The 19,604-nt window shown below is 60.5% G+C and carries 19 protein-coding genes; 11 read left to right on the forward strand and 8 right to left on the reverse strand.

The window, feature by feature from the left end; all coding sequences use genetic code 11:
• Positions 1 to 87: 87 nt before the first annotated feature.
• Positions 88 to 684: a nucleoid occlusion factor SlmA gene (gene slmA, locus QMZ29_RS03260; protein WP_025304700.1), complete on the forward strand. Its 597-nt coding sequence runs from the start codon at positions 88 to 90 to the stop codon at positions 682 to 684.
• A gap of 31 nt (positions 685 to 715) precedes the next feature.
• On the opposite strand, the gene pyrE is transcribed toward slmA, so the two are convergent.
• Complete coding sequence (pyrE, locus tag QMZ29_RS03265) at positions 716 to 1,357, reverse strand: orotate phosphoribosyltransferase (protein WP_049205345.1); 642 nt, start codon at positions 1,355 to 1,357, stop codon at positions 716 to 718.
• Positions 1,358 to 1,453: 96 nt separating this feature from the next.
• Entirely contained in the window at positions 1,454 to 2,170 is a 717-nt protein-coding gene (rph, locus tag QMZ29_RS03270) for a ribonuclease PH (RefSeq protein ID WP_025160305.1), read from the reverse strand.
• Positions 2,171 to 2,296: 126 nt separating this feature from the next.
• Here rph and QMZ29_RS03275 point away from each other — a divergent pair, with 126 nt between their 5' ends.
• Positions 2,297 to 3,160, forward strand: coding sequence for a YicC/YloC family endoribonuclease (locus tag QMZ29_RS03275; protein ID WP_173890694.1), 864 nt, complete (start codon positions 2,297 to 2,299; stop codon positions 3,158 to 3,160).
• Between the two features lie 55 nt (positions 3,161 to 3,215).
• Here QMZ29_RS03275 and QMZ29_RS03280 read toward each other — a convergent pair whose 3' ends face one another.
• Positions 3,216 to 3,605 carry a hypothetical protein gene (locus QMZ29_RS03280; protein WP_060448513.1) on the reverse strand — a complete coding sequence of 130 codons (390 nt, stop codon included), beginning with the start codon at positions 3,603 to 3,605 and terminating at the stop codon, positions 3,216 to 3,218.
• A gap of 361 nt (positions 3,606 to 3,966) precedes the next feature.
• On the opposite strand from QMZ29_RS03280, the gene QMZ29_RS03285 reads away from it, so the two are divergent.
• The gene (locus QMZ29_RS03285) at positions 3,967 to 5,151 is read left to right on the forward strand and encodes a NupC/NupG family nucleoside CNT transporter (RefSeq protein ID WP_060435300.1); all 1,185 of its coding nucleotides are present in this window, start codon (positions 3,967 to 3,969) and stop codon (positions 5,149 to 5,151) included.
• A gap of 34 nt (positions 5,152 to 5,185) precedes the next feature.
• Here QMZ29_RS03285 and QMZ29_RS03290 read toward each other — a convergent pair whose 3' ends face one another.
• The gene (locus QMZ29_RS03290; protein ID WP_197770404.1) at positions 5,186 to 5,620 is read right to left on the reverse strand and encodes a DUF3574 domain-containing protein; all 435 of its coding nucleotides are present in this window, start codon (positions 5,618 to 5,620) and stop codon (positions 5,186 to 5,188) included.
• 253 nt (positions 5,621 to 5,873) lie between these two features.
• Between QMZ29_RS03290 and QMZ29_RS03295 the strand changes: the two genes are divergently transcribed.
• The 6 genes from QMZ29_RS03295 to recG all read left to right on the forward strand — a co-directional run bounded on the left by QMZ29_RS03295 (position 5,874) and on the right by recG (position 12,565).
• Positions 5,874 to 6,491: a trimeric intracellular cation channel family protein gene (locus tag QMZ29_RS03295; protein WP_025304704.1), complete on the forward strand. Its 618-nt coding sequence runs from the start codon at positions 5,874 to 5,876 to the stop codon at positions 6,489 to 6,491.
• Positions 6,492 to 6,702: 211 nt separating this feature from the next.
• Positions 6,703 to 7,326: a guanylate kinase gene (gene gmk / locus QMZ29_RS03300; protein WP_004931218.1), complete on the forward strand. Its 624-nt coding sequence runs from the start codon at positions 6,703 to 6,705 to the stop codon at positions 7,324 to 7,326.
• Between the two features lie 54 nt (positions 7,327 to 7,380).
• A complete protein-coding gene (gene rpoZ / locus QMZ29_RS03305; RefSeq protein WP_004931221.1) occupies positions 7,381 to 7,656 on the forward strand; it encodes a DNA-directed RNA polymerase subunit omega in 276 nt (91 codons plus the stop codon).
• Between the two features lie 18 nt (positions 7,657 to 7,674).
• Positions 7,675 to 9,786, forward strand: coding sequence for a bifunctional GTP diphosphokinase/guanosine-3',5'-bis pyrophosphate 3'-pyrophosphohydrolase (gene spoT / locus QMZ29_RS03310; RefSeq protein WP_283225694.1), 2,112 nt, complete (start codon positions 7,675 to 7,677; stop codon positions 9,784 to 9,786).
• Positions 9,787 to 9,791: 5 nt separating this feature from the next.
• Positions 9,792 to 10,487 carry a tRNA (guanosine(18)-2'-O)-methyltransferase TrmH gene (gene trmH / locus QMZ29_RS03315; protein WP_033639122.1) on the forward strand — a complete coding sequence of 232 codons (696 nt, stop codon included), beginning with the start codon at positions 9,792 to 9,794 and terminating at the stop codon, positions 10,485 to 10,487.
• On the forward strand, positions 10,484 to 12,565 hold the full coding sequence (gene recG, locus QMZ29_RS03320; RefSeq protein WP_033636486.1) for an ATP-dependent DNA helicase RecG: 2,082 nt from the start codon (positions 10,484 to 10,486) through the stop codon (positions 12,563 to 12,565). The genes trmH and recG overlap by 4 nt, the downstream gene beginning before the upstream one ends.
• Before the next feature lie 42 nt (positions 12,566 to 12,607).
• On the opposite strand, the gene gltS is transcribed toward recG, so the two are convergent.
• A complete protein-coding gene (gltS, locus tag QMZ29_RS03325; RefSeq protein WP_025304708.1) occupies positions 12,608 to 13,819 on the reverse strand; it encodes a sodium/glutamate symporter in 1,212 nt (403 codons plus the stop codon).
• Positions 13,820 to 14,059: 240 nt separating this feature from the next.
• On the opposite strand from gltS, the gene QMZ29_RS03330 reads away from it, so the two are divergent.
• Both QMZ29_RS03330 and QMZ29_RS03335 read left to right on the forward strand, forming a co-directional pair.
• The gene (locus QMZ29_RS03330; RefSeq protein WP_261128101.1) at positions 14,060 to 15,460 is read left to right on the forward strand and encodes a nucleobase:cation symporter-2 family protein; all 1,401 of its coding nucleotides are present in this window, start codon (positions 14,060 to 14,062) and stop codon (positions 15,458 to 15,460) included.
• Positions 15,461 to 15,588: 128 nt separating this feature from the next.
• Complete coding sequence (locus tag QMZ29_RS03335; RefSeq protein ID WP_261427545.1) at positions 15,589 to 17,250, forward strand: AsmA family protein; 1,662 nt, start codon at positions 15,589 to 15,591, stop codon at positions 17,248 to 17,250.
• Between the two features lie 38 nt (positions 17,251 to 17,288).
• On the opposite strand, the gene fabY is transcribed toward QMZ29_RS03335, so the two are convergent.
• The 3 genes from fabY to QMZ29_RS03350 are packed head-to-tail and all read right to left on the reverse strand — an operon-like array spanning position 17,289 to position 19,585.
• Complete coding sequence (fabY, locus tag QMZ29_RS03340; RefSeq protein WP_004931235.1) at positions 17,289 to 18,236, reverse strand: fatty acid biosynthesis protein FabY; 948 nt, start codon at positions 18,234 to 18,236, stop codon at positions 17,289 to 17,291.
• A gap of 21 nt (positions 18,237 to 18,257) precedes the next feature.
• Positions 18,258 to 18,695, reverse strand: coding sequence for a D-aminoacyl-tRNA deacylase (gene dtd, locus QMZ29_RS03345; protein ID WP_025304712.1), 438 nt, complete (start codon positions 18,693 to 18,695; stop codon positions 18,258 to 18,260).
• Positions 18,692 to 19,585 (reverse strand): virulence factor BrkB family protein, encoded by an 894-nt coding sequence (locus tag QMZ29_RS03350; RefSeq protein ID WP_025304713.1) that lies wholly within the window; start codon positions 19,583 to 19,585, stop codon positions 18,692 to 18,694. The genes dtd and QMZ29_RS03350 overlap by 4 nt, the downstream gene beginning before the upstream one ends.
• Positions 19,586 to 19,604: the final 19 nt, after the last annotated feature.

Raw genomic sequence — 19,604 nt, forward strand, 5'->3', positions numbered from 1 at the left:
CTATCACATAAGCCGCACAGAGCCTGCTCTGCAGCGGCCGGTGCCCGGGTTTCCGTCAGTTAAGTTTTAGCAAGGGTCTAATCAGACATGGCAGAAAAAGAAAATACGAAAAGGAATCGGCGCGAGGAAATATTGCAGGCGTTAGCCCAGATGCTGGAATCCAGCGACGGCAGCCAGCGCATTACCACCGCCAAGCTCGCCGCGAACGTGGGTGTTTCTGAAGCTGCGCTGTACCGGCATTTCCCCAGCAAGACACGGATGTTCGACAGTCTGATCGAGTTTATCGAAGACAGCCTGATCACCCGCATCAACCTGATCTTGCAGGACGAGAAAGAGACGTTTAATCGTCTGCGCCTGATTTTACTGCTGATTCTGGGCTTTGCGGAACGCAACCCGGGGCTGACGCGCATCATGACCGGCCACGCGCTGATGTTTGAACAGGATCGCCTGCAGGGCCGCATCAACCAGCTGTTCGAACGCATCGAGGCGCAGCTGCGTCAGGTGCTGAAAGAGCGCAAATTGCGCGAAGGCAAAGGCTTCATCGTCGATGAAACGCTGTTGGCCAGCCAACTGCTGGCCTTCTGCGAAGGCATGTTGTCGCGCTATGTGCGTTCGGAATTCCGCTATCGTCCAACGCAGGAATTCGACGCCCGCTGGCCGCTATTGGCGGCACAGCTGCAATAACGAAAACGCCGGGCATGCCCGGCGTTTTTATTTATACCCCGAACTGCTCGCGGTAAGCGCGCACCGCCGCCAGGTGGTCCGCCATTTCCGGTTTCTCTTCCAGATAAGCGATCAGGTCCTTCAGCGTCACGATCGAAATCACCTTGCAGTGATAGTCGCGTTCCACTTCCTGAATGGCGGAGATATCCGCGCGGCCGCGTTCCTGACGGTCGAGGGAGATCAGCACCCCCGCCAGCGAAGCGCCGCTGGCGCCGATGATTTCCATCGACTCGCGGATCGCGGTGCCGGCGGTGATCACATCATCCACCAGCATCACACGCCCCTGCAGCGGGCTGCCGACCAGCGAACCACCCTCGCCGTGGGTCTTGGCTTCCTTGCGGTTAAAGCAGTAAGGCACGTCGCGCTCATGGTGTTCCGCCAGCGCAACCGCCGTGGTGGTGGCGATAGGAATGCCTTTATAGGCCGGGCCAAACAGCAGATCGAAATCGATGCCGGAGTCCATCAGGGCTTCGGCGTAGAAGCGCCCCAACAGCGCAAGATCGCGCCCGGTATTAAACAGGCCGGCGTTGAAGAAATACGGGCTGGTGCGGCCGGATTTCAGGGTGAACTCGCCGAATTTCAATACCTGCTTGTTAAGCGCGAACTCGATAAACTGGCGCTGATAGGCTTTCATTACTGCTTCTCCTCGTCTGAATCTGCTTGGGTCTTGTCATTACTGCCGCCCGATCGTCGGGCATAAAAAAGGCGACTTCTCAGTCGCCTTAAAAAATCAGTCCGCCAGCGCCGCTTTCTGCGCCTGGAAGATGGTTTCGATGCCCCCTCGGGCCAGCGCCAATAGCGCCAACAGCTCATCGTGGCTGAACGGCTCGCCTTCGGCGGTGCCCTGCACTTCAATCATGCGGCCGTCTTCCATCATCACCACGTTCATGTCGGTTTCCGCCGCGGAATCTTCCACATACTCCAGATCGCACAGCGCTTCGCCGTTGACGATGCCGACGGAAACCGCCGCTACCATGCCCTTCATCGGGTTGGCTTTCAGCTTGCCGTTGGCCACCAGGGTGTTCAGCGCATCGGCCAGCGCCACGCAGGCGCCGGAGATGGAGGCGGTGCGGGTACCGCCGTCGGCCTGCAGTACGTCGCAGTCGAGGGTGATGGTGAATTCACCGAGCTTTTTCAGATCCACCGCGGCGCGCAGCGAGCGCGCGATCAGGCGCTGGATCTCCAGCGTGCGGCCACCTTGTTTGCCTTTGGCGGCTTCACGTGCGTTGCGGCTGTGGGTGGAGCGCGGCAGCATGCCGTACTCGGCGGTGATCCAACCTTGCCCCTGGCCTTTCAGGAAGCGCGGAACGCCCTCTTCTACCGTGGCGGTGCACAAGACTTTGGTATCGCCAAACTCAACCAGCACTGAACCTTCAGCGTGTTTGGTATAGTGACGGGTCAGTGTCAGGGGGCGAACTTGCTGTGGTGCTCTGCCTGCAGGACGCATGGGCTCTCTCCGGCTTCAAATCAACTATTGGCTGCGCATTATACGGGCTTCGTGACGTAATGCCTATCCTGCCCGCAGTCGCGACGCTATAATCGCCCCATCTTTTCCTATTACGGGTACGCATCAATGATCCGCAGCATGACCGCCTACGCCCGGCGTGAAATCAAGGGTGAATGGGGCAGCGCAGCCTGGGAGCTGCGTTCCGTTAACCAGCGCTACTTAGAAACCTACATCCGTCTGCCGGAGCAATTCCGCAGCCTGGAGCCGGTGATCCGTGAACGTATCCGTGGCCGCCTGACCCGCGGCAAAGTCGAATGCAACCTGCGTTTCGAACTGGATCCAAGCGCGCAAAGCTCGCTGATCCTGAACGAAAAACTGGCCAAACAGCTGGTCGAAGCCGCCAACTGGGTGAAAATGCAGAGCGACGAAGGGGAAATCAACCCGATCGACGTGCTGCGCTGGCCGGGCGTGATGTCCGCGCAGGAGCAGGATCTGGACGCCATCAGCGCCGAGCTGATGCAGGCGCTGGACGGCGCGCTGGATGACTTTATCGTCGCACGCGAAAGCGAAGGCGCCGCGCTGAAGACGCTGATCGAACAGCGCCTCGACGGCGTCAGCGCCGAAGTGGTCAACGTGCGCGCCCAGATGCCGAACATCCTGCAATGGCAGCGCGAGCGCCTGGTCAGCAAGCTGGAAGAGGCGCAGGTGCAGCTGGAAAACACTCGCCTGGAGCAAGAGCTGGTGCTGATGGCGCAGCGCATCGACGTCGCCGAAGAGCTGGACCGCCTGGAAGCGCACGTGAAAGAGACGCACAACATCCTGAAGAAGAAAGAAGCCGTCGGCCGCCGCCTCGACTTTATGATGCAGGAATTCAACCGCGAATCGAACACCCTGGCCTCCAAGTCGATCAATGCCGACGTCACTGCTTCCGCCATCGAGCTGAAAGTGCTGATCGAGCAAATGCGCGAGCAGATCCAGAATATCGAGTGATCCTGCCCCTTATGTCATCAAGCCCGCGCCACGCGGGCTTTTTTATGGCTGCAAATCAGCGATAGGCGGCCGCCTGCTCCTCACCGATCAACCCCATTTTCTGCAGCTGCACCGCAATGCTCCAGGTTGAGCGCTCGAACTCATCGCTCAGCGCTTCCAGCGTCGCCCCGGCCGCATGGCTCTCGCGCAGCCGCAGTTTTTCCTCTTCCGGCCAGGGGAAGTAGGCATTGGCAGGTCGGCCCTCGACCAGATTCTTCTGCCGTTTCTCCTCCGGCGTCAACCGGGCTTTTTTCTGCAGTTCGGCCTCACCTCCAAACTCGTTGGCTAACGCGAACAGCAGCCGGATAGCCTCCGGTGCGCAGGCCGCTGAAGCCGGTTTCAACAGCTCGCCGGTGTCGGGATTAACGCCGTTGGCCAGCGCCCTGAGCAAAGTGCCAATATTCATCGTTCGCCTCCTTGTCCGAGAAAATGCGCGCCGGTCACGGCGCCTGTTCCAAACATGTTTCTCTTCCTCAGCCAAGAAAACCACGCTTTACGTCGGGAAAAATCGCCGATTGCGAACCAAATTCCAGGCGTTTGCACATAAGTAACGGTGATTGCATCAAGTTGCGAGCCGGCAGGCCTCTGGGGAGACGGCTCACCGGGGGCTTATGAAAAACTGCCGAGCAGCGCGTGCGGATGACAATCGGCAAGATATCCCGCATGCCATAAGTATTTTGTTCTAATTATCACGCAAGGTAATGAAAGGATGGCGATGCTGTGGCTAAATGTGTTTTTTTCCTGCCCGTGAACCGTACGGACCGTTTATGCCACAAATTCTGCAATTTATTATGGCCCTGGTGGTGATCATCGCCCTGGCGCTGCTGGTCAGCAATAATCGCAAGAAAATCCGCCTGCGCTATATCATCCAGCTGTTGGTGATCGAAGGCGCGCTAGCCTATTTCTTCCTGCACTCCGCCAGCGGGCTCAGCGTGATCAAACACGTCGCCGGCTTCTTCGACACCCTGCTCGCCTACGCTGCCCAAGGATCGGAGTTCGTGTTCGGCGGCATGAGCAAGGATGGTCTGGCGTTCATCTTCCTCGGCGTTTTGTGCCCTATCATCTTTATTTCCGCCCTGATCGGCATTTTGCAGCATTTCCGCATCCTGCCGCTGATCATCCGCCTGGTCGGCACCCTGCTGTCCAAGGTCAACGGCATGGGCAAGCTGGAATCGTTCAACGCCGTCAGCACGCTGGTGCTGGGGCAGTCGGAGAACTTTATCGCCTATAAAGGCATCATCGGCGATATCTCGCCGCGCCGCATGTACACCATGGCCGCGACCGCCATGTCGACGGTTTCGCTCTCCATCGTCGGCGCCTACATGTCGATGATCGACGCGCAATACGTGGTGGCGGCGTTGATCCTTAATATGTTCAGCACCTTCATCATCCTGTCGATCATCAACCCGTATCAGGTTGAAGACGAGCCGGAGCTGAAGCTGAACAAACTGCATGAAGATCAGAGCTTCTTCGAAATGTTGGGCGAGTACATTCTGGCCGGCTTCAAGATTGCGATGATCATCGCGGCGATGCTGATCGGCTTTATCGCGCTGATCTCCGCCGTCAATGCGCTGTTCTCTGCGGTGCTCGGCATCAGCTTCCAGCAGATCCTCGGCTACGTGTTCTATCCGCTGGCCTGGCTGATCGGCATCCCGGCGGAAGAGGCTCTGCAGGCGGGCAGCATCATGGCGACCAAACTGGTAGCCAACGAATTCGTGGCGATGATTGAACTGAAGAAGATCGCGGCGGAGCTGTCGCCGCGCGGGCTGGGCATTCTGTCGGTGTTCCTGGTGTCGTTCGCCAACTTCGCCTCCATCGGCATCGTCGCCGGCGCCATCAAAGGACTGAACGAGCAGCAAGGCAACGTGGTGTCCCGTTTTGGCCTGAAGCTGGTTTACGGCTCGACGCTGGTGAGCCTGTTGTCGGCGGCCATCGCGGGCCTGGTGCTGTAATCCCCACTCCCGGCCGCAGGGCCGGGAGTTCGCTTTAAAACGCCACGCACACCGGCGCATCCACCCGCATCACCGAATCCTGCGCAAACTGCTGCTTATAGCCGCTGCGCAGCGCCTCGATATTCGCCTCGCTCTCTTTGTCCGGCGCATGGATCAGCAGCAGCGCCTTGCTGTTCTCGCGCGCCAGTTTGCCGTCGTGGCCCAGCCACTGCCCTTTGGCATCAAAGACCGTCAGCCCGTCTTTAAAGCGCGGCGTTACCTGGCTATCGACGAAGGTTTGCCACTCGGCGGCGGTGATCGCCGGCCCCGCAGGGCGGTTCAGGCCGAAGTAGAGCGTTGTCTGCACCAGCGGATCACCGGTGCGGCAAACCGGGGCGGGTGACGTTGCCTGGTGGCTTGGCGCCACGCAGCCGCTCAGCAGCAGGGCGGCCATCACGGCGCCGGCGGCCAGTTTCGAGGAGTTTTTCATCAGCAGTCTCGGTTTCTCGGTTGAAGAATTCGCTGCAAAAAGCATAGTCAGCGATGGAAATCAGCGCTAAATTTCTAATGCTTTTATTAACATCAAGATATTAATAAAAGCTGTTTATCGGCAATAAAAACGGATTTTGGATTAGCTATATTAATCCGAAACACCATCGGTGAAAAAAACTCAGTGGCGCGCGTCCTCGGCGGCGATTACCCTGCCGGCCATCATTCTGAGGCAAGTACGCTGTGAACCCCTTATGTTACTGAGCATCCTTTATATCATCGGCATCACCGCCGAAGCCATGACCGGCGCGCTGGCGGCCGGCCGCCGCCAAATGGACATGTTCGGCGTGATCATCATCGCCTCTGTCACCGCAATTGGCGGCGGGTCGGTGCGCGATATGTTGCTCGGGCATTTTCCATTGGGCTGGGTCAAACATCCAGAATACATCGTCATCGTCGCGATAGCGGCGATCGTCACCACCTGGGTGGCTCCCCTGATGCGCCATCTGCGCCGCCTGTTCCTGGTGCTCGACGCCGTCGGCCTGATCGTCTTCTCCATCATCGGCGCACAGGTGGCCCTGGATATGGGGCACAGCGCCATTATCGCCGCCATCGCCGCGGTGATCACCGGCGTCTTCGGCGGGGTGCTGCGCGATATGTTCTGCAACCGCATCCCGCTGGTTTTCCAGAAAGAGATCTACGCCGGCATCTCCTTCAGCGCCGCCTGGCTGTATATCGGCCTGCAGCACCTCAGCCTGCCGCACAATCTGGTGGTGATCCTCACGTTGGTCGCCGGCCTGAGCGCACGTCTGATCGCCCTGCGCTTCCGCCTCGGCCTGCCGGTGTTCAACTACCAGCATCCGGATCACTGATCTCGGGGCGGCAACGCGCCGCCGCCGAGGCCAAAACTGCAGAAATGTTGCCCTTCGACGCGCAAATTCGCTCATTCGCCGCTTTTTCCGCGCAAAGCGGCGGGCAAAATGCGAGCTAACGCTGCACCCGGCGCGTTAGCCGTGTATACTGTGCGGAGAAAATACACATCCGCTGTTATTGGCATATCAACCGTTATCAACGAACATCATCATGGCTCAAGGCACGCTTTATATTGTCTCTGCTCCCAGTGGCGCAGGTAAATCAAGTCTGATTCAGGCTTTGTTAAAGACGCAACCGCTGTACGACACGCAGGTTTCGGTTTCGCACACCACGCGCGACAGTCGCCCGGGTGAAAATCACGGCGAGCATTATTTCTTCGTCTCGAAAGACGAATTCCGCCGGATGATCGAGCAGGACGCGTTTCTTGAGCACGCCGAAGTGTTCGGCAACTATTACGGCACCTCGCGCGCCGCCATCGAACAAGTGTTGGCGACCGGCGTTGACGTGTTTCTGGATATCGACTGGCAGGGTGCGCAGCAAATCCGCGCCAAAATGCCGCAGGCGCGCAGCATCTTCATTCTGCCGCCGTCGAAGGAAGAACTGGGCCGCCGCCTGCGCGGGCGCGGGCAGGATTCCGAAGAGGTGATCGCCAAGCGCATGGCTCAGGCCGTGGCGGAAATGACGCATTACGCGGAGTACGATTACCTGATCGTGAACGATGATTTCGATCTGGCGCTGTCCGATCTGAAGACCATCATTCGCGCCGAACGCCTGCGTTTGGGCCGCCAGTTGCTGCGGCATGACGCTTTAATCAGCAAACTATTGGCAGACTGAAGGCAGTTTCAGTATCATGCCCAGTCTTTTCGTCACCTGTGGAGTAGCACAAATATGGCACGCGTAACTGTTCAAGACGCTGTAGAGAAAATTGGTAACCGTTTTGACCTGGTGTTGGTCGCTGCTCGTCGGGCGCGTCAGATCCAGACCGGCGGCAAAGATGCACTGGTTCCGGAAGAGAACGACAAGTACACCGTTATTGCCCTGCGCGAAATCGAAGAAGGCCTGATCACCAGCCAGATCCTCGACGTGCGTGAGCGCCAGGAACAGCAAGAGCAGGAAGCCGCAGAGATTCAAGCGGTTACCGCGATTGCTGAAGGTCGTCGTTAATTAGACTGCGAGTCCGCCTTGTACCTGTTTGAAAGCCTGAATCTGCTGATTCAACGTTACCTGCCCGAGGAGCAGATTAAGCGCCTCAAACAGGCATACCTCGTCGCGCGCGCCGCGCACGAGGGCCAGACACGTTCCAGCGGTGAGCCTTACATTACTCACCCGGTCGCCGTGGCCTGCATCCTGGCGGAAATGCGTCTCGATCACGAGACGCTGATGGCGGCATTGCTGCACGACGTCATCGAAGACACCCCAGCCACCTATCAAGATATGGAACAGCTGTTCGGCAAGAGCGTCGCCGAACTGGTTGAGGGCGTCTCCAAGCTCGACAAGCTGAAGTTCCAGGACAAGAAAGAAGCGCAGGCGGAAAACTTCCGCAAGATGATCATGGCGATGGTGCAGGATATCCGCGTCGTGCTGATCAAGCTGGCCGACCGTACGCACAACATGCGCACCCTCGGTTCGCTGCGCCCCGACAAACGCCGGCGCATCGCGCGTGAAACCCTGGAAATCTACAGCCCCCTCGCCCACCGTCTGGGTATTCATCACCTGAAAACCGAGCTGGAAGAGCTGGGCTTCGAGGCGCTGTACCCAAACCGTTATCGCGTGATCAAGGAAGTGGTGAAAGCCGCGCGCGGCAACCGCAAAGAGATGATTCAAAAAATCCTCTCCGAGATCGAAGGGCGGCTGACCGAGGCCGGCATCGCCTGCCGCGTCAGCGGAAGGGAAAAACACCTCTACTCCATCTACCTCAAGATGCACCTGAAAGAACAGCGTTTCCATTCCATCATGGATATCTACGCGTTCCGGGTGATCGTGAAAGAGGTCGATACCTGCTACCGCGTACTCGGCCAGGTGCACAGCCTGTACAAACCGCGCCCGGGGCGGGTGAAAGATTACATCGCCATTCCCAAGGCCAACGGCTATCAATCGCTGCATACCTCGCTGATCGGCCCACACGGCGTGCCGGTCGAAGTGCAGATCCGCACCGAAGACATGGATCAGATGGCTGAGATGGGGGTGGCCGCGCACTGGGCTTACAAGGAAAGAGAACAGGGCGAAACCGGTACTACGGCGCAGATCCGCGCCCAGCGCTGGATGCAAAGCCTGCTGGAGCTGCAGCAAAGCGCCGGCAGTTCGTTTGAATTTATCGAGAGCGTCAAATCCGATCTGTTCCCGGATGAGATTTACGTTTTCACCCCGGAAGGCCGCATCGTCGAGCTGCCCGCCGGCGCCACGCCGGTCGACTTCGCCTATGCGGTGCATACCGATATCGGCCATGCCTGCGTCGGCGCGCGCGTCGATCGTCAGCCATACCCGCTGTCGCAGTCGCTGACCAGCGGCCAGACCGTCGAGATCATCACCGCACCGGGCGCGCGGCCCAACGCCGCCTGGCTGAACTTCGTGGTCAGCTCGAAAGCACGTGCCAAAATTCGCCAGATGTTGAAGAACCTCAAGCGCGACGACTCCGTCGGCCTCGGCCGCCGACTGCTCAACCATGCGTTGGGCGGTAGCCGCAAGCTGGCCGAAATCCCGCAGGAAAACATTCAGCACGAGCTGGACCGCATGAAGCTGGCGACGCTGGACGATCTGCTGGCGGAAATCGGCCTCGGCAACGCCATGAGCGTGGTGGTGGCGAAGAATCTGCAGGGCGATCAGTCCAGCCTGGGCACCACCTCCGGCGTGCGTAACCTGGCCATCAAGGGCGCCGACGGCGTGTTGATCACCTTCGCCAAGTGCTGCCGTCCGATTCCGGGCGACCCGATTATCGCTCACGTCAGCCCGGGCAAAGGGCTGGTGATCCACCATGAATCTTGCCGCAATATTCGCGGCTATCAGAAAGAGCCTGAGAAGTTCATGGCGGTCGAGTGGGATAAAGAGACCGAGCAGGAGTTCATCGCCGAGATCAAGGTGGATATGTTTAACCACCAGGGCGCGCTGGCCAACCTGACGGCAGCGATCAACGCGGCCGAGTCCAATATTCAGAGCCTGAACACCGAAGAGAAAGACGGTCGGGTTTATAGCGCCTTTATCCGCTTGACCACCCGCGATCGCATCCATTTGGCAAACATTATGCGTAAAATCCGTATCATGCCGGATGTGATCAAAGTTAACCGCAACCGAAACTAGCGCTTATGAGTCCTGAACGCTATGCGCGGATTTGTGAAATGCTCGCGACCCGGCAGCCGGATTTGACGGTCTGCCTGGAGCAAGTGCACAAGCCGCATAACGTCTCCGCCATTATCCGCACCGCCGACGCCGTCGGCGTGCATCAGGTCCACGCCGTGTGGCCCACCACCCGCATGCGCACCCTGGTTTCCTCCGCCGCCGGCAGCAACAGCTGGGTCAGCGTTAAAACCCATCCCACCATCGGCGACGCGGTCGGTCACCTGAAAGCGCAGGGCATGCAAATTCTGGCCACCAACCTGTCTGCGCGCGCGGTCGATTTCCGCGAGGTGGACTACACCCGGCCAACCTGCGTGCTGCTCGGCCAGGAAAAAACCGGCATCACCGAAGAAGCGCTGGCGCTCGCCGACCAGGACATCGTCATTCCGATGATCGGCATGGTGCAATCGCTCAACGTCTCCGTGGCTTCGGCGCTGATCCTGTATGAAGCGCAGCGCCAGCGGCAGAATGCCGGCCTGTATCGCCGCGACAACAGCATGTTGGATGAAGAAGAGCAGCAGCGTCTGCTGTTCGAAGGCGGCTACCCGGTGCTGGCCAACGTGGCCAAGCGCAAAGGGCTGCCACGCCCGCAGATTGACGAGCAGGGCCAGGTGGTCGCCAGCGCCGAATGGTGGGCGGCCATGCAGGCGACGGTGCGCAAATGAAAGGCCGCCTGCTGGATGCTGTCCCACTCACCACGCTTTCCGGGGTTGGCGCCAGCCAGGCGGGCAAACTGGCCAAGCTTGGCCTCGAGACCATTCAGGATCTGCTGCTGCACCTGCCGCTGCGCTACGAAGACCGTACCCGCCTCTACCCGATCAACGATCTGCTGCCGGGCATCTACGCCACGGTAGAAGGGGAAGTGCTGCGCAGCGACATCAGCTTCGGCCGCCGTCGCATGCTGACCTGCCAGATCAGCGACGGTACCGGCATCCTCACCATGCGGTTCTTCAATTTCAACGCCGCAATGAAGAACAGCCTGGCCACCGGCCGCCGCGTGACCGCCTACGGCGAGATCAAACGCGGCAACCACGGCGCGGAGATCATTCATCCGGAATACCGTATTCAGGGCGAAGCCAGCGAGGTCGAGCTGCAGGAGTCGCTGACGCCGGTCTACCCCACCACCGAAGGGGTGCGGCAAGCCACGCTGCGCAAGCTGACCGATCAGGCGCTGGAGCTGCTGGATACCTGCGCCATCGCCGAACTGCTGCCGCCGGAGTTGAGCGGCGGCCTGATGAGCCTGCCGCAGGCGCTGCACACCCTGCACCGCCCGCCGCCGGACATTCAGCTGGCGGATCTGGAGCTGGGCAAACACCCGGCGCAAAAACGCCTGATCCTCGAAGAGCTGCTGGCGCATAACCTCAGCATGCTGGCGGTGCGCGCCGGTGCGCAGAGTTATCAGGCGCAACCTCTGCTGCCGGACGATCGGCTGAAAAACCGTTTTCTCGCCCAGCTGCCGTTCTCGCCGACCGGCGCGCAAACGCGCGTGGTGGCCGACATCGAAGCCGACATGCAAAAAGACTTCCCGATGATGCGGCTGGTGCAGGGCGACGTCGGCTCCGGCAAAACGCTGGTGGCGGCGCTGGCGGCGCTGCGCGCCATCGCGCACGGCAAGCAGGTGGCGCTGATGGCGCCGACCGAGCTGCTGGCCGAGCAGCACGCCAACAATTTCCGCCAGTGGTTCGAGCCGCTGGGGCTGGAAGTCGGCTGGCTGGCGGGCAAACAAAAAGGCAAGGCGCGCATCGCGCAGCAGGAAGCCATCGCCAGCGGCCAGGTATCGATGGTGGTCGGCACCCACGCCATCTTCCAGGAGCAGGTGCAGTTCAACGGCCTGGCATTGGTGATTATCGATGAGCAGCACCGCTTCGGGGTGCATCAGCGGCTGGCGCTGTGGGAGAAAGGCGAAGAGCAAGGCTTCCACGCCCATCAGTTGATCATGACCGCCACGCCGATCCCGCGCACGCTGGCAATGACCGCCTACGCCGATCTCGATACCTCGGTTATCGACGAGCTGCCGCCGGGCCGTACGCCGGTGACCACCGTGGCCATTCCCGATACCCGCCGCGCCGACATCATTCAACGGGTGAAAAGCGCCTGTCTGGAAGAGGGGCGACAGGCTTACTGGGTGTGCACGCTGATCGAAGAGTCCGAACTGCTGGAAGCGCAGGCGGCGGAAGCCACCTGGGAAGAATTGAAAACCGCGCTGCCGGAGCTGAAGGTGGCGCTGGTGCACGGTCGCATGAAAGCGCAGGAAAAGCAGGCGGTGATGCAGGCGTTTAAACAGGGCGAGCTGCAGCTGTTGGTCGCCACGACGGTGATCGAAGTCGGTGTCGACGTGCCGAACGCCAGCCTGATGATCATCGAAAACCCGGAGCGGCTGGGCCTGGCGCAGCTACACCAGCTGCGCGGCCGCGTAGGGCGCGGCGCCGTGGCTTCACACTGCGTGCTGCTGTACAAAACGCCGCTGAGCAAAACCGCGCAGACGCGCCTGCAGGTGCTGCGCGACAGCAACGACGGCTTTGTCATCGCCCAGCGCGATCTGGAGATCCGTGGCCCGGGTGAGCTGCTGGGCACCCGCCAGACCGGCAGCGCCGAATTCAAGGTGGCGGACCTGTTGCGCGACCAGGCGATGATCCCCGAAGTGCAACGCGTCGCCCGCCATCTCCATCAGCACTACCCGGAACACGCCCAGGCGCTGATCGAACGCTGGCTGCCGGAGAAGGCGCGCTACTCCAACGCATAAAAAAGGGCGCCGCAGGCGCCCTTCTCATGATGACTCGCGATATTACCCCACCGCCGGGAACACCGGCAGCAGCAGATACAGCTTGATAACGATGGCGTTGGCGATATCGATAAAGAACGCTCCCACCATCGGCACCACCAGAAACGCCAGATGCGACGGGCCGAAGCGATCGGTGATCGCCTGCATGTTGGCGATCGCCGTCGGCGTGGCGCCCATGCCGAAACCACAGTGGCCGGCGGCCAGCACCGCCGCGTCGTAGTTCTTGCCCATCACCCGGTAGGTAACAAAGATCGCGTACAGCGCCATCACCAGCGTCTGCACCGCCAGGATCGCCAGCATCGGTAACGCCAGCGAAGCCAGCTCCCACAGGCGCAGGCTCATCAACGCCATCGCCAGGAACAGCGACAGGCTGACGTTACCCAGCACCGATACCGCCCGCTCAAACACGGTATAGAAACCGGTGAAGGCCAGCGTGTTGCTGAGGATCACCCCGACGAACAGCACGCAAACGAAGTTAGGCAGCTCAAACACCGTGCCGTTCAGCAGGCCGGCAATCAGCTGCCCCAGGCTCAGACAGATGGCGATCATGGCGATGGTTTCGATCATCACCAGCGAGGTGATCAGGCGGCCGCTTTCCGGCTTCTCGAAACCGCTCGGCTGCACGCTGTCTTCCGGCGTGCCTTCCGGCGTAGAGGAGTGTTTGACCAGATAGCGCGCCACCGGGCCGCCGATCAGGCCGCCCAGCACCAGGCCGAAGGTGGCACAGGCCATGGCGACTTCCGTCGCGTTTTCAAAGCCGTAGCGCTCGATGAACAGCTTGCTCCAGGCCGCCCCGGTGCCGTGGCCGCCCGACAGGGTGATCGACCCGGCGATCAGGCCCATCAACGGATCCAACCCCAGCATTTTCGCCATGCCGATGCCGATGGCGTTCTGCACCAACAGCAGCCCCAGCACCACGAACAGGAATACCATCAGCGCCTTGCCGCCGGCGCGCAACCGCGCCAGGTTGGCGTTCAGCCCGATAGTGGCGAAGAAGGCCAGCATCAGCGGATCCTTCAGCGACATGTCAAAGCTGATTTCCCAGTTGGCGAACTTTTTCAGGGCTAACAACAGAAGGGCCACCAGCAAACCGCCGGCGACGGGGGCAGGAATGGTATATTTTCGCAGCAGAGGAATGCTTCTGACGCACTTGCCCCCGAGGAGCAAAACCAGCGTCGCGGCGACTAACGTGCCATAAGTATCAAGATGAAACATCCAGGTACTCCATGTAAGGGAAAAGATCCAAATAAAAATAATAAGTTATAGAAAACCACTGAGTTTTTAAACTTGATGAGTGCAGGATTAGAAGTAAAAAACGCTAAGATGACAAGAAAAAATGAATGAAAATGCGACATAAACAGGAAAGTTGACAATATAATATTTAGGCGCAACCGTTTGCTTTTGCGGGGCGGCGCATTAAAATGCCTGCTTTGCCGTATCTGGAAACGCCACACCATGAGCATGTCATCCTCTGAGCTTGATGCCACACGCCAAGCCGCCTCAGAATCCCGCGCCAGCGAACTGATTTATCGCCTCGAAGACCGCCCGCCGCTGCCGCAAACGCTGTTTGCCGCCGGCCAGCATCTGTTGGCGATGTTCGTTGCGGTGATCACTCCGGCGCTGCTGATCTGCCAGGCGCTGGGCCTGCCGGCGCAGGATACCCAGCACATCATCAGCATGTCGCTGTTCGCCTCCGGCCTGGCTTCCATTCTGCAAATCAAAACCTGGGGGCCGGTGGGTTCCGGGCTACTGTCGATTCAGGGCACCAGCTTCAACTTCGTTTCGCCGCTGATCATGGGCGGTCTGGCGCTGAAAAACGGCGGCGCCGACGTGCCGACCCTGATGGCCGCGCTGTTCGGCACCCTGATGGTCGCTTCTTGCACCGAAATTTTGCTGTCGCGCGTGCTGCATCTGGCGCGCCGCATCATCACCCCGCTGGTTTCCGGCATCGTGGTGATGATCATTGGCCTGTCGCTGATTCAGGTCGGTTTGACCTCGATCGGCGGCGGTTATGCCGCGATGAACGATCACAGCTTCGGCTCACCGAAAAACCTGCTGCTGGCCGGCGCGGTGCTGGCGGTCATCATCCTGCTGAACCGCCAGCGCAACCCTTACCTGCGCGTCGCTTCATTGGTGATCGCCATGGCGGTCGGCTATCTGTTGGCCTGGGCGATGGACATGCTGCCCGCCGACGCTCCGGCGGCACCCACGGCGGCGATCACTATTCCCACGCCGCTCTATTACGGCCTGGGCTTCGACTGGAACTTGCTGCTGCCGCTGATGCTGATCTTTATGGTCACCTCGCTGGAAACCATCGGCGACATCACCGCCACCTCCGACGTCTCCGAACAGCCGGTCAGCGGGCCGCTGTATATGAAGCGCCTGAAGGGCGGCGTGCTGGCCAACGGCCTGAACTCGATGCTGTCGGCGGTGTTCAATACCTTCCCCAACTCCTGCTTCGGCCAGAACAACGGCGTGATCCAGCTGACCGGCGTCGCCAGCCGCTATGTCGGCTTTGTGGTGGCGCTGATGCTGATCGCGCTGGGGCTGTTCCCGGCGGTGGCCGGCTTCGTGCAGCACATCCCCGAGCCGGTACTGGGCGGCGCGACCATCGTGATGTTCGGCACCATCGCCGCCTCCGGCGTGCGCATCGTGTCGCGCGAGCGCCTGAACCGCCGCGCCATCATGATCATGGCGCTGTCGCTGGCCGTCGGCATGGGCGTCTCCCAGCAGCCGCTGATCCTGCAGTTCGCGCCGGACTGGCTGAAAACCCTGCTCTCTTCCGGCATCGCCGCCGGCGGCATTACCGCCATCGTGCTGAACCTGGTGTTCCCGCAGGAACACGAGAAAAAGTAACCCGCCCATTGGCGTTCAAACGGCCGCTTGCGGCCGTTTTTTATTGTCTATCAGACCATTGCCCTTGAGATGCCCGGCCAATTGCGGCATAAACAGGGTATCTTTTTTGACCGATGCGGATGTAGACGATGAAATTTATCGGAAAGCTGTTGCTGACGTTGCTGCTGCTGATCGTGCTGGCGGTGGTGGTGCTGTACCTGGTCGGGCAAACCCGCTGGGCGGCAGGCCGCCTGAGTGCCTGGATCAGCGACAACAGCGAATACCGCCTGTCGATAGGAAAAATCACCCATTCGTGGAGCCAACCGGACCAGATCGGTCTGGAAGACGTGCAGCTGGCGCGCAGCGGCCAGCCGCAGGCGCTGGTTGCCAAACGCGTCGATCTCGGCCTCAGCCTGCGCCAAATCACCGAGCCGCGCTATTTTCACAGCGTCACGCTGCGCGACGGCACGCTGAACGTGCAGCCACAGGCGGCGGCGTTGCCTGTACAGGCCGACGTGCTGCAGTTGAGCAACATGGCGCTGCAGTCCAACGATAACGAGTGGCAGCTCAACGCGCAGCAGGTCACTGCCGGCATCACGCCGTGGCGCCCGCTGGCCGGCCATCTGCTGGGGGACAACAACCAGTTCCAGTTCAGCGCCGGTTCGATGACGCTGAACGGCATCCCCGCCTCGAAGGTGTTGGTGCAGGGGGAGCAAAAGCAGGGCCAACTGCTGTTGAACAACTTCGGCGCCGATCTGGCGCAGGGCGACCTGACCGGCGTGGCCAGCCGCGCCGACGACGGCAGCTGGCGGGTGGATCGCCTGCGGCTGAGCGGCGTACGCCTGCAGACCCCGTTGACGCTGGCGGAATTCATGCGGCGCTTCACCGCTCTGCCGCCGGTCACCCTCAAGCGTTTCGATCTTATCGACGCGCGCCTGGAAGGCAAGGCATGGGCGGTTAACGATCTCGATTTGTCGCTGCAAAACGTCAGCGTCGAAAAAGGCGACTGGCGTAGCGAAGACGGCTCGCTCAACTTCAACGCCAGCGACGTGATCAACGGCGGTTTCCACCTGATCGATCCGATCGCCACCCTACGGCTCTCTTCCGCCGGCATCGCCATTCAGCAATTCACCACCCGCTGGGAAGGCGGGCTGCTGCGCACCTCCGGCAACTGGCTGCGCGCCGGCAAACGCCTGCAGCTGGATGAAGTGGCCATGGCGGCGCTAGAGTACACCCTGCCGATAGACTGGCGCGAGCTGTGGCTGAAACCGCTGCCGGGCTGGCTGGCGGAGGTGTACGTCACCAAGCTGACCACCAACCGCAATCTGATCATCGATATCAACCCGGCATTCCCGTTCCAGATCACTGCGCTGGACGGTTACGGCAGCAACCTGCTGCTGGCGCGCGACCACCAGTGGGGCATTTGGTCCGGTTCGCTAAACCTGAACGGCAGCGAGGCCACCTTCAACAAGATAGACGTGCGGCGCCCTTCGCTGGCGCTGAACGCCGACGCCAATCAGATCGCCGTCACCGAGCTCAGCGCCTTTATGCCTAATGGGTTGCTTGAGGCCAAAGCGACCGTCGATCAGCTGCCGGGCAAGCCGTTCCAGCTGACGCTGCACGGCCGATCGGTACCGATCAACACCTTGCAGCAATGGGGATGGCAGCCGGTGCCGCTGACGGGCGACGGCAACCTTGAGCTGCAGTTGAAAGGGCTGCTGAACAGCGATGGGCCGTTCAAAGCCTCGTTGAAGGGCAATCTGCAGGCCACCGCCGGCGACGGCCAAGCGGTGAACCAACAACTGCCGTAATGCACTGCGCGGCCCGCCCTCAGGGCAGGGCCGCCGCCTTATTCTTCCAGCGCTTCAGAACCGCCCTGATCCAACGGCACATCCGGCTCGGCCGGCAACACCATGTAGGTGCCTTCGAACACCGCGCCTTTATCCTCGTCGCCGAACAGATGTACTTCGGCGTGTACGCGCGCGCGGCGGCCGCGCGCCAGACGCGCCAAATCGCCGCTCAGCGAGCCGAGATCCGCCACCGCCCGCGGCCTGCCGGTGATCGGTTTGCTGTAGCGAATGTGCGCGTCCGCCAGAATGATGGTGCCGCCGAGATGGCGCTCGCGCAGCAGCAGCCAAATCAGCCCCCAGGCGGTCAGCGTCGCCAGCGAGAACAGGCTGCCGGCGAACAGCGTGTGGTGCGGATTCTGGTTGCCGATCTCCGGCATGGTGGTGACGAAGCGCTGGCCGGTGTATTGGCTGATGCGCACGCCCATCTTTTCGCTCAGCGGAATGTGTTCATACCAGGCCTGCTGCAATTGGCCGCACCAGTCGGGGCGATGCAGGATATCGTCGAGCGTCGCCACCGGTTTGATCATCAAAAAGTGGCGGATCGGGGTGGTCTGCGGTGCGGTGATCTCGCCCTGATTAACGAAGCCCAGCTTGGCGAAGAAATCCACCGCGTCCTCGCGGGCGCTACACACGACCCGCTTCACGCCTTCCTGCCGCGCAACGGACTCCAGCGTCATCGCCACCAGCGTCCCCAGCCCTTTATCCTGAAGCGTCGGGTCTACCGCCAGAAAACGGATCGCCGCCTCGTTGTCGGCATTGATGTACAGCCGCCCGATGGCGACGATTTTACCGGCCTCGTCCACCACCATTTGGTGATGGGCCATGGCGTCATAGGCATCCTTTTCCGAACCCACCGGCTGGTGCAGCGGCTTGCGCAGCATTTCCCAGCGAAACTGGTAATACTCCTTCAGTTCTTGCTCTGTTACGGGTACTCGTAGGTGATACATAGACGCCTGTTCTCCGAATGCTTAGACCTGTAGCCAGAATGTCACCGGACCATCGTTGACCAGCGCCACCTGCATGTCGGCGGCGAACTCGCCGGTCTGGGTCTCTACGCCGCGTTCGCGGCACTGGCCAACAAAATATTGATACAACCGATCGGCTTCCTGCGGCGCAGCGCCTCGCGAGAAGCTGGGCCGCATGCCCTTCTGGGTGTCCGCCGCCAGGGTGAACTGCGAAACGACCAGCACGCTGCCCCCGGCCTGCTGGACGTTGAGATTCATCTTGTCGTTCTCGTCGCCGAAAATGCGGTATCCCAACACGCGTTCGCACAAGCGCTGCGCTTTTTGCTCGTTATCGCCCTGCTCCACGCCCAATAACACTAACAAACCGGGGCCAATCTTGCCTACTGTCTCGCCACCCACCGTGACGCTGGCGTTTAACACCCGTTGAATCAACGCAATCATTCCTGCTGCCCTTCTGGTTTTTGTTCCTGTTGCTCCGCCTTCTGCCGACGGTAGTCGCGGTATTCGCCGATGGTCACGGTGATTTCCGCACCGAGTAACACGATACACCAGCTCCAGTAGACCCACAGGAATAAAATCGGGATCACCGCCAGCACGCCGTAAATCAGCTGATAGGAGGGGAACATGGTGACGTACAGCGCGAATCCCTTCTTGCCCAGTTCGAACAGCAATCCGGCCACCACCGCGCCAATCAGTGCATCTTTGGGCGGCACGCGCACCGTCGGCACGATGCAATACAGCAGCCAGAAGGAGATGCACGACAAAATCAGCGGGAAGATGCGCAGCACCTGATCCACCAGGCCATTGACGCCGGTCTGCGCCAACCAGTTGAGCGACAGCAGGTAAGAACTGATGGCCATGCTGGCGCCCACCAGCAGCGGCCCCAGCGTCAGCACCATCCAGTACACGGCGAAGGAGAAGACGATCGGCCGCTTGTTCTTGCTGCGCCAGATAGTGTTCAGCACGCTGTCCACCGAGGAAATCAACAGCAGCGCGGTAACGATCAGCCCGCAGGTGCCGACGGCGGTCATCTTGTTGGAATTGGCGACGAACTGTTCCAGGTAGTTCTGGATCACATTGCCGGCGGCCGGCACGAAATTGGAAAAGATAAAGCTCTTCAGCTGTTCGCTGATGTCGGAAAACATCGGGAAAGCGGCGAACAGGGCGAACACCACGGTGACCAGCGGCACCAGCGACAGCAGGGAAACGTAGGCGAGATGGCCCGCCAACATCGTCAGGCCATCGTGGTCGATGCGTTGGTACAGCAGCCGTCCGAAGGTGACGCTTGGCTTAATCGCAGAGGGTAGCTTCTTGCGGCGGAAAAACGACATGGTCACTCCTTGATGTCCG

It is taken from the genome of Serratia sp. PF-27 (genome assembly GCF_030053255.1).
Taxonomy (GTDB): domain Bacteria; phylum Pseudomonadota; class Gammaproteobacteria; order Enterobacterales; family Enterobacteriaceae; genus Serratia; species Serratia bockelmannii.